The organism is Mesorhizobium sp. WSM4904 (assembly GCF_029674545.1).
Taxonomy (GTDB): domain Bacteria; phylum Pseudomonadota; class Alphaproteobacteria; order Rhizobiales; family Rhizobiaceae; genus Mesorhizobium.
Genome location: NZ_CP121354.1, coordinates 5,714,882 through 5,729,258 on the forward strand (window position 1 = coordinate 5,714,882; position 14,377 = coordinate 5,729,258).

General features: G+C 63.8%; 11 protein-coding genes. 4 read left to right on the forward strand and 7 right to left on the reverse strand.

The annotated features are described in order from the left end of the window. Nucleotides 1-217 precede the first annotated feature (217 nt). The 4 genes from QAZ47_RS27800 to QAZ47_RS27815 form a co-directional block, all read right to left on the reverse strand. Nucleotides 218-2,680 carry a glycogen/starch/alpha-glucan phosphorylase gene (locus QAZ47_RS27800; protein WP_278231494.1) on the reverse strand — a complete coding sequence of 821 codons (2,463 nt, stop codon included), beginning with the start codon at nt 2,678-2,680 and terminating at the stop codon, nt 218-220. Between the two features lie 145 nt (nt 2,681-2,825). After that, nucleotides 2,826-3,608 carry an ATP-binding cassette domain-containing protein gene (locus QAZ47_RS27805; RefSeq protein WP_278204054.1) on the reverse strand — a complete coding sequence of 261 codons (783 nt, stop codon included), beginning with the start codon at nt 3,606-3,608 and terminating at the stop codon, nt 2,826-2,828. A gap of 2 nt (nt 3,609-3,610) precedes the next feature. Next, on the reverse strand, nt 3,611-4,675 hold the full coding sequence (locus QAZ47_RS27810; RefSeq protein WP_278231495.1) for an ABC transporter permease: 1,065 nt from the start codon (nt 4,673-4,675) through the stop codon (nt 3,611-3,613). A 163-nt stretch (nt 4,676-4,838) separates the two neighbouring features. Further along, on the reverse strand, nt 4,839-5,855 hold the full coding sequence (locus QAZ47_RS27815; protein ID WP_278233892.1) for a sugar ABC transporter substrate-binding protein: 1,017 nt from the start codon (nt 5,853-5,855) through the stop codon (nt 4,839-4,841). A gap of 229 nt (nt 5,856-6,084) precedes the next feature. Between QAZ47_RS27815 and QAZ47_RS27820 the strand changes: the two genes are divergently transcribed. The 4 genes from QAZ47_RS27820 (at nt 6,085) to QAZ47_RS27835 (ending at nt 10,146) form a co-directional block, all read left to right on the forward strand. Next, entirely contained in the window at nt 6,085-7,311 is a 1,227-nt protein-coding gene (locus QAZ47_RS27820) for an ROK family transcriptional regulator (RefSeq protein ID WP_278231496.1), read from the forward strand. 2 nt (nt 7,312-7,313) lie between these two features. After that, the gene (locus QAZ47_RS27825) at nt 7,314-7,760 is read left to right on the forward strand and encodes an RbsD/FucU domain-containing protein (protein ID WP_278073163.1); all 447 of its coding nucleotides are present in this window, start codon (nt 7,314-7,316) and stop codon (nt 7,758-7,760) included. Next, the gene (locus QAZ47_RS27830; protein WP_278204063.1) at nt 7,757-8,680 is read left to right on the forward strand and encodes a carbohydrate kinase; all 924 of its coding nucleotides are present in this window, start codon (nt 7,757-7,759) and stop codon (nt 8,678-8,680) included. Before QAZ47_RS27825 ends, QAZ47_RS27830 begins: the two co-directional genes overlap by 4 nt. Nucleotides 8,681-8,976: 296 nt before the next feature. Next, nucleotides 8,977-10,146, forward strand: a complete 1,170-nt coding sequence (locus QAZ47_RS27835; protein ID WP_278204065.1) for a DegT/DnrJ/EryC1/StrS aminotransferase family protein — start codon at nt 8,977-8,979, stop codon at nt 10,144-10,146. Nucleotides 10,147-10,369: 223 nt separating this feature from the next. On the opposite strand, the gene cysQ is transcribed toward QAZ47_RS27835, so the two are convergent. Genes cysQ through cysD form a run of 3 tightly spaced genes read right to left on the reverse strand, consistent with a single transcriptional unit; the run spans nt 10,370 to nt 14,008 of the window. After that, nucleotides 10,370-11,152 (reverse strand): 3'(2'),5'-bisphosphate nucleotidase CysQ, encoded by a 783-nt coding sequence (cysQ, locus tag QAZ47_RS27840; RefSeq protein ID WP_278233893.1) that lies wholly within the window; start codon nt 11,150-11,152, stop codon nt 10,370-10,372. Between the two features lie 10 nt (nt 11,153-11,162). Continuing rightward, on the reverse strand, nt 11,163-13,100 hold the full coding sequence (gene cysN / locus QAZ47_RS27845; RefSeq protein ID WP_278231497.1) for a sulfate adenylyltransferase subunit CysN: 1,938 nt from the start codon (nt 13,098-13,100) through the stop codon (nt 11,163-11,165). Nucleotides 13,101-13,102: 2 nt separating this feature from the next. Next, on the reverse strand, nt 13,103-14,008 hold the full coding sequence (gene cysD / locus QAZ47_RS27850; RefSeq protein WP_278073167.1) for a sulfate adenylyltransferase subunit CysD: 906 nt from the start codon (nt 14,006-14,008) through the stop codon (nt 13,103-13,105). Nucleotides 14,009-14,377: the final 369 nt, after the last annotated feature.

Consider the following 14,377-nt stretch of genomic DNA (forward strand, 5'->3'; position numbering starts at 1 on the left):
CTAGTCTTGGTGCATGCCGTAGTCCCAAAACCGCTTCGCACGTTTGGGCGGCATGCACCGTTCTAGTCTTGGTGCATGCCGTGATCCCAAAACCGCTTCGCACTTTTGGGCGGCATGCACCGTTCTAGTTTTGGTGCATGCCGTGATCCCAAAACCGCTTCGCACTTTTGAGCGGCATGCACCGGGGCCACATCGTTCGTGACCTCATGCAATCACATCAGACAGGCACGTTCCAGATTTCTTTCGCGTATTGGCGGATGGTGCGATCGGACGAGAACCAGCCGACGCGGGCGACGTTGCGGATGGCGCGCGCGTACCAGTCGGGACTGTTGCGCCAGACGTCGTCGACTTCGCGCTGGCAGGCGGCGTAGGAGTCGAAGTCGGCCGCCACCATGAACCAGTCGCTCTGATAGAGGCCATTCATGAGGTCGCGGTAGCGGTTGGGATCGTCGGGCGAGAAGACGCCGGACGAGATCGCCGACACCGCCTGCGACAGCTCCGGCGAGGACTCGATCACGCCGCGCGGGTTGTAGCCGTTGCTGCGCCGCTCGGCGACCTCGGCGGTGGTGAGGCCGAAGATGAAGATGTTGTTGTCGCCGACACGCTCCTTGATCTCGACATTGGCGCCGTCGAGCGTGCCGATGGTCAAGGCGCCGTTCAGCGCGAACTTCATGTTGCCGGTGCCCGACGCTTCCATGCCGGCGGTCGAAATCTGCTCGGAGAGGTCGGCGGCCGGCATCATCACCTCGGCCAGGCTGACATTGTAGTTCGGCACAAACACCATTTTCAGCAGGCCGCGCACCGACGGATCGCCGTTGATGACCCTGGCGACGTCATTGGCCAGTTTGATGATCAGCTTGGCATTGTGGTAGCTGGGCGCCGCCTTGCCGCCGAAGAATTTCACCCGCGGCATCCAGTCCCGCTCGGGGTGCGAGCGGATCTGGTCGTAAAGCGCGATCGCCTCCAGGATGTTGAGGAGCTGGCGCTTGTATTCGTGGATGCGCTTGACCTGGATGTCGAACAGCGCCGACGGATCGAGCCTGATGCCGAGCCGATCGGCGACAAGGCTTGCAAGCCTTGCCTTGTTCTGCCGCTTCACGGCGGCGAACTTCTCGCGGAAGGCGGCATCGTCGGCAAGAGGATCGAGATCCTTGATCGCCTCGATGTCCTCCATGAAGCGGTCGCCGATCGCCTCGCGCGCCAGCGCGGTGAGGCCCGGATTGCACTGGATCAGCCAGCGCCGCGGCGTGATGCCGTTGGTCTTGTTGTTGATGCGGTCCGGATAGAGCCTGTGGAGATCGGCGAACACCGTCTCCTTCATCAGCTCGGTGTGCAGCGCCGAGACGCCGTTGATCGAATGCGAGCCGACGAAGGCAAGATTGCCCATGCGCACGCGGCGATCGCCATTTTCCTGGATCAGCGAAATGCGGGCGATCTGCTCGCCCGAGAATTTTCCGGTGGCGCGCGCTTCCAACAGCACCTGGGCGTTGATGGCGTAGACGATCTGCATGTGGCGCGGCAGCAGGCGCTCGAACAGCGGCACCGGCCAGCTTTCCAGCGCCTCGGGAAGAAGCGTGTGATTGGTGTAAGCGAAGGTGCGCCTGGTGGTGTCCCAGGCGAGGTCGAAATCCATGCCGTGGACGTCCATCAACAGCCGCATCAGCTCAGCTACGGCGACGGCGGGATGGGTGTCGTTCAGATGGATCGCAGCCTTGTCGGGCAGCGACTTCAGGTCACCATATTGGCTCAGATGGCGCTGGACGATGTCCTGCAGCGAGGCGGTGGAGAAAAAATACTCCTGCCTTAGCCTGAGTTCCTGCCCGGCCATGTGGGAATCGGCGGGATAGAGCACGCGCGACAGCGCGTCGGCCTTGTTGCTCTCGGCGAGCGCGCCGATGTGGTCGCCGGCGTTGAACTTGTCGAGCAGGATCGGGTCGATCGGCATGCCGGACCAGAGCCGCAGCGTGTTGACGCGCCTGGCGCGCCAGCCGGCCACCGGCGTGTCATAGGCAACGGCCAGCACATGCTCGGTCGGCTTCCAGACATGGCGCTCCAGCCGGCCGTCCTTGGAGGTGATCGATTCCACCGAGCCGCCGAAGCCGACCTCGAACGAACGCTCGCGCCGCTCGAATTCCCATGGATTGCCATGATCGAGCCAGGTCTCCGGCAGTTCAACTTGCCAGCCGTCATGGATCTCCTGGCGGAACATGCCGTTGGCATAGCGGATGCCGTAACCATGAGCGGGAATATCGACTGTCGCCATGCTCTCCATGAAGCAGGCGGCGAGCCGGCCGAGGCCGCCATTGCCGAGGGCTGCGTCCGGCTCGAGGCCGGCGATGAGATCGAGGTCCACGCCGAGCGAGGCCAGCGCTTCGCGCATGTTCTCCATCAGGCCGAGATTGGAGAAGGCGTCACGCATCAGGCGCCCGATCAGGAATTCGAGCGACAGGTAATAGACGCGCTTTTCCTGCTGGTCATAGGCTTCCTTGGTCGCCTGGATCCAGTGGTCGACGATGCGGTCGCGCACGACCTTTATCGATGCGGTCAGCCAGTCATACGGCGTGGCGACGGTGATGTCCTTGCCGAGCCTGTACTTGAGCGACATCAAGACTTCTTCGGCGAGCGTCTTGGGGTCTGGGTTGTCAAGAGCGGGAGCTTCGATGGTCATGGCGGATGTCATATCGCCTCTCGTTCGGTTGGCCTGATCATAGCGGCTTTCACCGTTTCTCCTACCCCGCTTTGCCGCGCTGCAGCATATGTTAAATCGATTTAGGCTGCGATGTCCATTCGATACTCCTGCGGCTATTCATCGTGGCGAGTAGGGATCAGGCCGCCAGCGCGTCCTCAGGCGGCTTCTTGGCGCCGGTCATGAGCGCGACGGCATCCGACATCGAGATCTGCTTCGGGTCGACGACGCACAGACGCCGTCCAAGCCGATGGATGTGGATGCGGTCAGCCACCTCGAAAACGTGCGGCATGTTGTGCGAGATGAGCACGATCGGCAGGCCGCGCTTCTTGACGTCGAGGATCAACTCCAGGACGCGCCGGCTTTCCTTGACGCCGAGCGCCGCCGTCGGCTCGTCCATGATCACCACCTTCGATCCGAAGGCGGCGGCGCGCGCCACGGCGACGCCCTGACGCTGACCGCCCGAGAGCGTCTCCACCGCCTGGCTGATGTTCTGGATGGTCATCAGGCCGAGTTCGGTTAGCTTGTCGCGGGCGCGCTTCTCCATCGCCGGCCGGTCGAGCATGCGGAACCAGCTGCCGAGCGGGCCGGGCTTTCGGATCTCGCGGCCGAGGAACATGTTGTCGGCGATCGACAGCGCCGGCGACAATGCGAGGTTCTGGTAGACGGTTTCGATGCCCGCTTCGCGGGCCTCGATGGGGGATTTGAACTGGACCTGCTTGCCGTCCAGCTCGATCACCCCTTCGTCGGGATGCACGGCGCCGGAGATCGCCTTGATGAGCGTCGACTTGCCGGCGCCGTTGTCGCCGATCACCGCCAGGATTTCGCCCGGATAGAGATCGAAGTCGCAATTGTTGAGCGCGGTCACGCGGCCATAGCGCTTGGTAAGACCGCGCGCGGTGAGGACAGGTTGCTGGGTCATGGTTATACCGAAACCTTTCTGATCCACTGGTCGATCGCCACGGCGCCGATAATCAGGACGCCGGTGAGCAGCACTTTCCATTGCGGATCGGCGCCCAGCATGTTGAGGCCCATCGAGACGACACCGACGATCATGGCGCCGAACAGCGTGCCGAGGATCGAGCCGCGGCCGCCGAAGAGCGAGATGCCGCCGATCACCGTCGCGGTGATCGCCTGCAGATTGTAGTCGGTGACGGCGGCAGACGGTGAAATCGAGCCGTTGCGGCCGATCGAGACCCAGGCCGCGAAGGCGGCGATCAGGCCGGCTAGCGTATAGACAGCCATCAGCACCGTCTTGGTCTGGATGCCTGAGAGCTTGGCCGCTTCCGGGTCGTCGCCGACGGCATAGACATGGCGGCCCCAGGCCGTGTGGTTGAGCACATACCACAAGAGCAGCACCAACAGGACCATGGCGATGACGCCGGCCGTGAGCACGGCGGAGCCGACCCTGAAGCTCAGCGCGAAGAGATGCAGCAGCGGCGCCTGGGCGTCGACGTCGGCGTCGCGGATCGTCTCATTGGCCGAGTAGATGAAATTGGTGGCCATGACGATATTCCAGGTGCCCAGCGTGACGATGAAGGGCGGCAATTTCATGTAGGCGACCAGCAAGCCGTTGAGCAGGCCGCAAACCGCGCCGGCGGCAAGCCCTATCGCCACTGCGAGAATGGTCGGCACGCCGTAGGTGATCGCGCAGTTGCCCATGATCACGGCCGAAATCACCATGATCACGCCGATCGATAGATCGATGCCGGCGGTCAGGATGACCAGTGTCTGGGCAGCGCCGAGAATACCGACGATGGCGATCTGCTGCAGGATCAGCGTCAGCGTGTAGGACGAAAAGAAGCGCCCGCCGAGGGCAATGCCGAAGATGATGATCGACAGCACCAGCACGATCAACGGCACCGCAGCAGGCGTGGAATGCAGAAAATGCTGGGCGCGCTTGACGAACGACTTGCCGTGCTCCTCGAAGGCGGCGACGCTGGTGTCGCTGCCGGTGAGCACCTTCTCGAATTCCTGCATCTGAGACATGTATCCTCCCGTCTGCGCGGAGCTTGCTCATTGCCCCACGCGCCGTTCACGCATTCCGGTCTGTTGCCGGGATTTATCAGCGCTTACGAAAGCGCATCGTCCACCCGATGCGGCCGGGGATCAAGCCCCCAGCCGCAAGGTTTATGCGCCCGTCAGTCCGGCATCAGCCCCAGCATTTGGCGAGGCCTTCCTTGGTGTCGATGGACTTGACGCCGTTCGCGGGCTTGTCGGTGACGAGATTGACGCCGGTGTCGAAGAAGTTCTTGCCTTCGGTCGGCTTCGGCTTGGTGCCGTCCTTGGCGTATTTGGCGATCGCCTCGATGCCGAGCGCCGCCATCTGCAGCGGGTATTGCTGCGAGGTGGCGCCGATCACGCCTTCGGTCACCGACTTCACACCGGGGCAGCCGCCGTCGACGGAGACGATCAGCACCTGCTTTTCGAGGCCGACGGCCTTGAGCGCCTGGTAGGCGCCGACGGCGGCGGGCTCGTTGATGGTGTGGATGACGTTGATGGTGTTGTCCTTCTGAAGAAGGTTCTCCATCGCCTTGCGGCCGCCCTCCTCGTTGCCGTTGGTCACATCATGACCGACGATGCGCGGATCGTTCTCGTCGCCGATCTTGTTCGGATCCTTCACGTCGATGCCATAGCCCATCATGAAGCCCTGGTCGCGCAGAACGTCGACGGTCGGCTGCGAGGGGGTGAGATCGAGGAAGCCGATCTTGGCGTCCTTGGCCTTGTCGCCGAGCGTGGCGGCGGCCCAGGCGCCGATCAGCTTGCCGGCCTCCAGATTGTCGGTGGCGAAGGTCGCATCGGCGGCGTCGATCGGATCGAGCGGCGTGTCGAGCGCGATCACCAGCAGGCCGGCGTCACGCGCCTTCTTCACCGACGGCACGATGCCTTTGGTGTCGGAGGCGGTGATCAGGATGCCCTTGGCGCCGTCGGCGATGCAGCTCTCGATCGCCGCGACCTGGCTCTCGCTGTCGCCGTCGATCTTGCCGGCATAGGTCTTGAGGTCGACGCCGAGTTCCTTGGCCTTGGCGGTCGCGCCCTCCTTCATCTTGACGAAGAAGGGATTGGTGTCGGTCTTGGTGATCAGGCAGGCGCCGACTCCGGCGGCCGACGCGGACGAAGCGAATGCGAGCAGGCCCAGCCCGGCCGCCGCGAACACTGTGGACTTCAGCAGCGATTTCTTGGTCACGATTTCCTCCCAATGGAACCATTCCGGACGCCGGCCAACCCGGCGTCTCAAGCGCATCCAACCATTTCTCCCAGCGTGGACGCCACCTCAAAAGACACCAGTCCGAGACATCTGTCAATAATTAAATCACTCTTATTTATTATTGACAGACTTGCGCCGTTCACTCATTCTGAACGAAAAGCAGCGTGGGGAAACCAACGGGAGGAACAGGGTGGAAACCGGCATTGCGAGGCACGGTTCGCCCGAAGCTCGGGAGAGCCGCTTGCATCGCGGCACGAACCAGAGCGGCATGCGCGACCACAACGAGCGGCTCGTGCTGTCCTTGGTGCGCCAGCATGGCAGCCTGGCCAAATCCGACATCGCCCGCATGACCGGGCTGTCGGCGCAGACGGTATCGGTCATCATGCGCGAGCTCGAAGAGGACAAGCTGCTCGTCCGCCAGGCGCCGCAGCGCGGCAAGATCGGCCAGCCCTCGATCCCGATGGCGCTCAACCCGGAAGGCGCCTTCTTCATCGGTCTCAAGATCGGCCGCCGCAGCGCGGAGCTGGTGCTGATCGACTTCCTCGGCAACGTGCGCGCGATGCTGCGGAACTCCTATCGCTATCCGGCGCCGCGCGAGACGGTGGAGTTCGTCAGCGCAGGCATCAAGAAGATGCGCGGCGAACTGACGCCGGCGCAGGACAAGCGCATCGCCGGCCTCGGCATCGCCATGCCGTTCGAACTGTGGAGCTGGGCCGACACGGCGGGCGCGCCGCGCGAGATCATGGACGAGTGGCGCCACCGCGACATCCGGGCCGACATCCAGGCGCAGTGCGACTTTCCGGTCTATCTGCAGAACGACGCCACTTCCGCCTGCGGGGCGGAGCTCGTCTTCGGCCAGTCGGGGGGCGCGCGCGACTTCGTCTATTTCTATATCGGCGCCTTTGCCGGCGGCGGCATCGTGCTCAACGGCCGCCTGTTCGGCGGGCCGACCGGCAATGCCGGCGCGCTGGGCTCCATGCCGGTGCCGGGGCCTGACGGCAAGCCGACGCAGCTCATCGACATCGCCTCGATCGCCACGCTGGAAAAGGCGCTCAGCGCCAAGGGCATCGACGGCTCCTATCTTTGGACCTCGCCGCAGGAATGGGGCGACATCGGCGCCGAGCTCGACGAGTGGATCGCCAACGCATCGCAGGCACTGGCCTATGCCATCGTCGCTGCCTCCTCTGTCATCGATTTCGAGGCGGCGGTGATCGACGGCTGGATGCCGCTCGAGGTGCGGCGGCGGCTTGTCGATGCGGTCACGGACGCGATCGCCGGCATCGACGCCGAGGGCCTGAAGCTGCCTATCGTGCGCGAGGGAACCGTGGGCATCCATGCGCGGGCGCTCGGCGGCGCAAGCCTGCCGTTGTCCGAGCGGTTCCTGATCGGACCGACCACGATTTCCAGGAGCGCCTGACCATGCTGATCGGCATCCCGCCGTTGCTCGGCCCGCAGCTTCTGGCGACGTTGAGAGCCATGGGCCATGGCGACGAGATCGCCATCGTCGATGGCAATTATCCCGCTGAGGAGCAGGCGCGCAGGCTGATCCGCGCCGATGGCCACCCCATTATTCCGGTGCTCGATGCCGTTTTGAGCGTGCTGCCCGTGGACGAGGCGGTGCCGGAGGCTTTGTTCCGCGCCTCGGTCAAAGGCGATCCGGCGCTTACCGATCCCGTGCATCACGAGATGGAAGCGGTCTGCGCCAAGCGCGCGCCGGGCCATAAGGTGATTGCGCTGGCCGGCGCCGACTTCTATGCACGCGTCAAGGCCGCGCATGCGATCGTCGCGACCAGCGAGCCCAGGCTTTACGCCAACATCATCATCCGCAAGGGCGTGATTTATCCGCCGGAGACCAAGACACAATGATCCTTTGCTGTGGCGAAGCCCTGATCGACATGCTGCCGCGCACCACGACGGAAGGCGAAGCTGCATTTGCGCCTTACGTCGGCGGCGCGGTGTTCAACACGGCGATCGCGCTCGGCCGGCTGGGCGCCCCGGCAGGCTTCTTCTCCGGCCTCTCCTCCGACCTGTTCGGCGGCCAGCTCCGCGAGTCGCTCGGGGCGAGCAAGGTGAGCTCCACCTACGCGCACACCTCGCCAAGGCCGACGACGCTCGCCTTCGTGCGGCTAAACAACGGCCAGGCGACCTACACTTTCTACGACGAGAACACCGCCGGGCGCATGCTCACCATCGAGGATTTGCCGAAGCTCGGCGCAGAGATCGAGGCGATGCTGTTCGGCGCCATCAGCCTGATCTCGGAACCTGCGGGATCCGCCTATGAAGAGTTCATGCGGCGCGAGCACGAGAGCCGGGTGATGATGCTCGACCCCAACATCAGGCCGAACTTCATTCCTGACAAGGCCAAGCACCTCAGACGCATCCGCGAGATGATGGCGATGGCCGACATCGTCAAGCTGTCGGACGAGGACCTCAACTGGTTCGACGAGGCGGGCTCGCATGAGGACGTCGTACGCAACTGGCTGGACCGCGGGCCGAAGTTGATCGTCGTCACCCATGGCAGCGAAGGTGCCGTCGGTTACAGCAAGGAGCACAAGGTGACGGTGGTGCCGCAAAAGGTGAAGGTGGTCGACACGGTGGGCGCCGGCGACACCTTCAATGCCGGCATCCTCGCCTCGCTGCACGAGCAGGGCCTGCTCACCAAGGCGGCGATCGGCGGCCTCTCGGAGGAGGCCATCCGCAAGGCGCTGGAGCTTGGCGCCAGGGCGGCCGCGGTGACGGTATCGCGGGCCGGCGCCAACCCGCCCTGGCGGCACGAAATCGCCTGATTGACCGTCCGGCAGGCGCTGCCGACCGATCACTTTATGTTTCCAAGGGCCAAAACAGCGCGATAAAGGGTGCCGACAATACGCCTGGAACCCCGGATTCCGGGCTTCCTCGGGCAATACGCCGGCAAAAGACGGTAACAGGCTGCGACACTTGCGCAATTTGCCCTGCCCACGGTCGACTTTCTCAGCCGCGCCAAGTCTGGTACCAGCGGGCCGGTTTACCGATTGGAGCGACGTGCGTCCATCCGGACGCACAAAGTACGCTCCAACACTTTCTGAAGCCATTTGAGGCCAACATGCAGTTCATCGATCTTGGCGCGCAGCGCGAACGAATCCGCGACCGGCTGAAGGCCGCGATCGACAAGGTGGTCGAAGACGGCCGTTACATCCTTGGCCCCCAGGTCACCGAGTTCGAGAACAAGCTCGCAGCTTATGTCGGCGTCAAGCATGTGGTGGCCTGCGCCAACGGCACCGATGCGCTGCTCCTGCCGCTGTTTGCCGCCGGTATCGGCCCTGGCGACGCGGTGTTCGTGCCGAGCTTCACCTTCGCCGCGACGGCCGAAGTGGTGGCGCTCGCCAAGGCGGAGCCTGTCTTCGTCGACGTCGATCCCGACACCTACAACATCGACATCGCCAGCCTCGAGGCGGCGATCGACATGATCAAGAAGGAAGGAAGGCTGAAGCCGAAGGCGATCATCCCGGTCGACCTGTTCGGGCTCTCCGCCGACTATGGGGCGATCATGGCGATCGCCAAGCGCGAGAACCTGCTGGTGATCGAGGACGCTGCCCAGTCGATGGGCGGTTCGGCCGACGTCCAGGCGATCGGCGGCTCCGCCGACGCCAAGATGTGCGGCGCCTTCGGCCATGTCGGCTCGACCAGCTTCTATCCGGCAAAGCCGCTCGGCTGCTACGGCGACGGCGGCGCGATGTTCACCAATGACGCTGCACTGGCCGACAAGCTCAGATCCTTCGCCTTCCACGGCAAGGGCGAAACGCAATACGACAACGTCCGCGTCGGCATCAATTCGCGCCTCGACACGCTGCAGGCGGCGATCCTGATCGAAAAGCTCGCCATCCTCGAAGAGGAGATGGTGGCCCGCCAGGTAGTGGCGCAGCGCTATGCGGAAGGCCTCGGCGACATCGTCAAGGCGTCGCGCAACCTGGGCCACGGCCGCTCGGCCTGGGCGCAGTATGCCATCGAGACGACGAAGCGCGACGGGCTGAAAGCCCATCTTGGCGAGAAGGGCATCCCGTCGGTCATCTATTATGTGAAGCCGCTGCACGAGCAGGTCGCCTACAAGGATTATCCGCGCACGCCGACCGGCCTCGCCGTCTCGGAGGATCTGCCGAAGCGAATCCTCTGCCTGCCGATGCACGCTTATCTCAGTGAAGCCGACCAGGACCGCATCATCGAGACGATCCGCAACTACATCGGCTCGAACTCGGCGCATGTAGCGGCGGCTTAAACAGCACCTTCGTCATCCTCGGGCGGAGCGACGCGAAGCGGAGCGCAGACCCTAGGATCCTGTGACCTTCGACGTCGAGCGCAACGGTGCAGATTCTGTAACCGCTGCAACGCTTTAGCGTAACGGCATGGATTCTAGGGTCTGCGCGCGTCGCTGCGCTCCTTGCTCCGCCCTAGGATGACGACGTGATGGATTGGCGGCTGCCAATCGCCAACCCATCATGTTATGCCGCGCCCTTCCCCATTGCAATAAAATGCGGGTTGGCGAAATCGGCATCGCTCACCTGATTGCGCTTGCCGTAGACGAGCGGCTGACCGTCCAGCGTGCGGGTCATGCCGCCGGCGGCGCGAAGCACGGCGTCGCCAGCCGCCGTGTCCCATTCCATGGTGCGGCCGAAGCGCGGATAGACGTCTGCCTCGGCGGCGGCGAGCAGGCAGAATTTCAGCGACGAGCCGATCGAGACGATCTCGGCGGCGCCGAGATCGCGGATGAAGGCATCCGTTTCCGGCGTGTTGTGCGAGCGGCTGGCGACGACGGCGAGCGGGGAGCCCCCTGCCCGAACCGTGATCTGCCGGCGGCCGGTGATGCGATAGTCGCTGTCGATTTCGAGCGCTTCCGCCCTGCCCGGCCGTCCACTGAAGAAACGCCCGGTGCAAGGCGCGAAGACGATTCCAACCTCCGGCACGCCGTGGCGCACCAGCGCGATGTTGACGGTGAAATCGGTGCGGCGGTTGACGAATTCCTTGGTGCCGTCGAGAGGATCGATCAGGAAGAAGGCGCCGTCGAGCTCGGGCGTGGCGACGCCCGCCGCGACCTCTTCCTCGGCCACGCAAGGGATATCCGGATAGGCGGCGCGCAATCCGGCCAGGATGATCTTCTCGCTTTCGCGATCGGCTTCGGTCACCGGCGAAGAGTCGGACTTGCTGTCGACGGCGCAGCCCTCGTGGAACACCCGCATGACCTCGCGCCCGGCATCGAGCGCCAAGCGCTCGAAGACGCCGAGCATCGCCTCGTCGTCAGATACCGCCGCCATTGTCATACTGCTCTTCGGCAATGTCTCGCTCGGTCAGCCAGTGTTCCAGGGCTTCCGCCATCTCCTGAGGACTCTTGCCGAGCGTCTTCAGGTGGATTTCGGGATTTTCCGGCGCCTCGTAGGGTGAATCGACGCCGGTGAAGTTCTTTATCTCGCCGCTCAACGCGCGTGCGTAAAGGCCCTTCGGGTCGCGGCGGGCGCATTCCTCGAACGGCGTGTCGACAAAGACCTCGACGAATTCACCCTCAGCCATCAGCTCGCGAGCCATGCGCCGCTCGGCGCTGAAGGGCGAGATGAAGGAGACGATGACGATCAGGCCGGCATCGGCCATCAGCTTCGCCACCTCGGCGACGCGGCGGATGTTTTCCACGCGGTCGGCATCTGTGAAGCCGAGATCGCGGTTGAGGCCGTGGCGGACATTGTCGCCGTCGAGGATATAGGTGTGGCGGCCCGATGCGAACAGCTTCTTCTCGAACAGGTTGGCAATGGTCGACTTGCCCGAGCCGGAGAGGCCGGTGAACCAGAACACCGCCGGGCGCTGGTTCTTCAGGTCGGAGCGGCCGCGCTTGCCGACGTCGAGCGACTGCCAGTGGATGTTTTCGGCGCGGCGCAGCGAGTGCAGGATCATGCCGGCGCCAACGGTGGCGTTTGTAATGCGGTCGATGAGGATGAAGGCGCCGGTCGCGCGGTTCTCGGCAAAGGGATCGAAGGCGATCGGCGCTCGCGTCGAGAGGTTGCAGACGCCGACCTCGTTGAGGTCGAGCGACTTCGCCGCCTCGTGCGCGAAATCGTTGACATTGATCCGATATTTGAGGTCGGTGACGGTCGCGCTCACCTGATCGGTCTCCGTGCGCAAAATGTAGGACCGGCCGGGCAGCAGCGCCTGCTCATCGAACCAAACGATGTTGGCGGTGAACTGATCGGCGACCTGCGGACGCGCGGCCGGCGACACCAACATGTTGCCGCGCGACACTTCGACCTCGTCCTCGAGCACGAGCGTGACGGCCTGGCCGGCGACGGCCTGCTCGAGGTCGCCGCCATGCGCGACGATGCGCTTGACATGCGAGGCCCTGCCGGACTTGGCGACCACGACCTCGTCGCCCTGCGAAACCGTGCCCGAGGCGATGGTGCCGGCAAAGCCGCGGAAATCGAGGTTCGGGCGGTTCACATACTGGACGGGAAAGCGGAACGGCAGCTCGACGGCGGCCTCGTCGACCGACACGTTCTCCAGATGCTCGATCAGCGACGGCCCGGAATACCAGGGCGTGCGCTCGGAACGGCTGGTGACATTGTCGCCAAAACGCGCCGACATCGGGATCGGCACGACGCTGGCGAAGCCGAGTCCCCGCGCAAACTCGCCGTAGTCGGCGACGATCCGGTCGAAGACAGTCTCGTCGAAGCCGACGAGGTCGATCTTGTTGACGGCAAGCACGATGTGGCGGATGCCGAGCAGCGAGGCGATGATGGAATGACGCCGCGTCTGGCGCAGCACACCCTGGCGCGCATCGATGAGCACGATGGCGAGGTCGGCGGTCGACGCGCCGGTCGCCATGTTGCGCGTATACTGCTCGTGGCCGGGCGTGTCGGCGACGATGAACTTGCGCTTCGGGGTGGCGAAGAAGCGGTAGGCGACGTCGATGGTGATGCCCTGCTCGCGCTCGGCTTCAAGCCCGTCGACGAGAAGCGCGAAGTCAACGTCGTCGCCGGTGGTGCCGTGCTTGCGCGAATCGCGCTCGAGCGCCGCGAGCTGGTCCTCGAATATCTGCTTGGTGTCGGAAAGCAGCCGGCCGATCAGCGTCGACTTGCCGTCGTCGACCGAGCCGCAGGTGAGGAAACGCAACAGCGACTTCTTTTCCTGCGCGGCCATGTAGTCGCGGATCGAGTCGGTCTGGGCGAGGCTCTTGGCCATGATGTGGCGCATGCTCAGAAGTACCCCTCGCGCTTCTTTTTTTCCATGGAGCCTGCCTCGTCGCGATCGATGAGCCGGCCCTGGCGCTCGGAGGTGCGGGCGGTCAGCATCTCGCCGACGATTGCTTCGAGCGTGTCGGCATCCGATTCGATGGCGCCAGTCAGCGGGTAGCAGCCCAGCGTGCGGAAGCGCACGAGACGGTTCTCCACCGTCTCGCCGGGACGCAGTTGCATGCGGTCGTCGTCCTTGAGGATGAGCATGCCGTCGCGCTCGACCACCGGCCGCGCTTTAGCGAAATAGAGCGGCACGATCGGGATATTCTCCTGCAAAATGTACTGCCAGATGTCGAGTTCGGTCCAGTTCGACAGCGGGAAGACGCGGATCGACTCGCCCGGCGCGATGCGGGTGTTGAAGATCTTCCACATTTCCGGCCGCTGGTTCTTCGGATCCCAGGCGTGCTGGGCGTTGCGGAAGGAGAAGATGCGCTCCTTGGCGCGCGACTTCTCCTCGTCGCGACGGGCACCGCCAAAGGCAGCGTCGAAGCCGTATTTGTCGAGCGCCTGGCGCAGCGCCACCGTCTTCATCACATGGGTGTGCGTATTGGAGCCGTGGTCGAAGGGATTGATGTTGTCGCGCACGCCGTCCTCGTTGACATGGACGAGCAGGTCGAAGCCAAGCTTCTGCGCCATCTGGTCACGAAAGGCGATCATCTCGCGGAACTTCCAGGTCGTGTCGACATGGAGGAACGGAAATGGTGGCTTGGCCGGATAGAAGGCCTTCATCGCCAGATGCATCAGCACCGAGGAATCCTTGCCGACCGAATAGAGCATCACCGGCTTGGAGAAAGAGGCCGCGACCTCACGGAAGATGTGGATGGATTCGGCCTCGAGCCGCTGCAGATGGGTGAGCGCGATGTTCATGGGCTGTTGTGCGTTCTTTCGTGCCGGCCAGAACCTTGCAGCAGGCGATTGGCGCGGTTCCCTCGAACAGCCCGTCAAGTCCTGGACACTTCTCGCCGGCGTTCTAGCAGATCGCCATCGTCGATAACAATGCAAGACACGCGCAGCGCGGCGCGGTTCGCGAATGAATTTTCCAAGAGAACCCAATAAAGCAAAAAATCCTCCCACGCATATAGGCCAATTGAAAGGCGATGAAAAAGCTATTGCCTCGACCAGACAGGCTGACCTTCAAGGGCTTCATCCGCGCCGACGATTTTTGGCTGAACATCCTTCGGCCGCCCTATCGGAGATGAAGGCCAACCGCTATACCGGCGCGGGAGACGGGGCGAG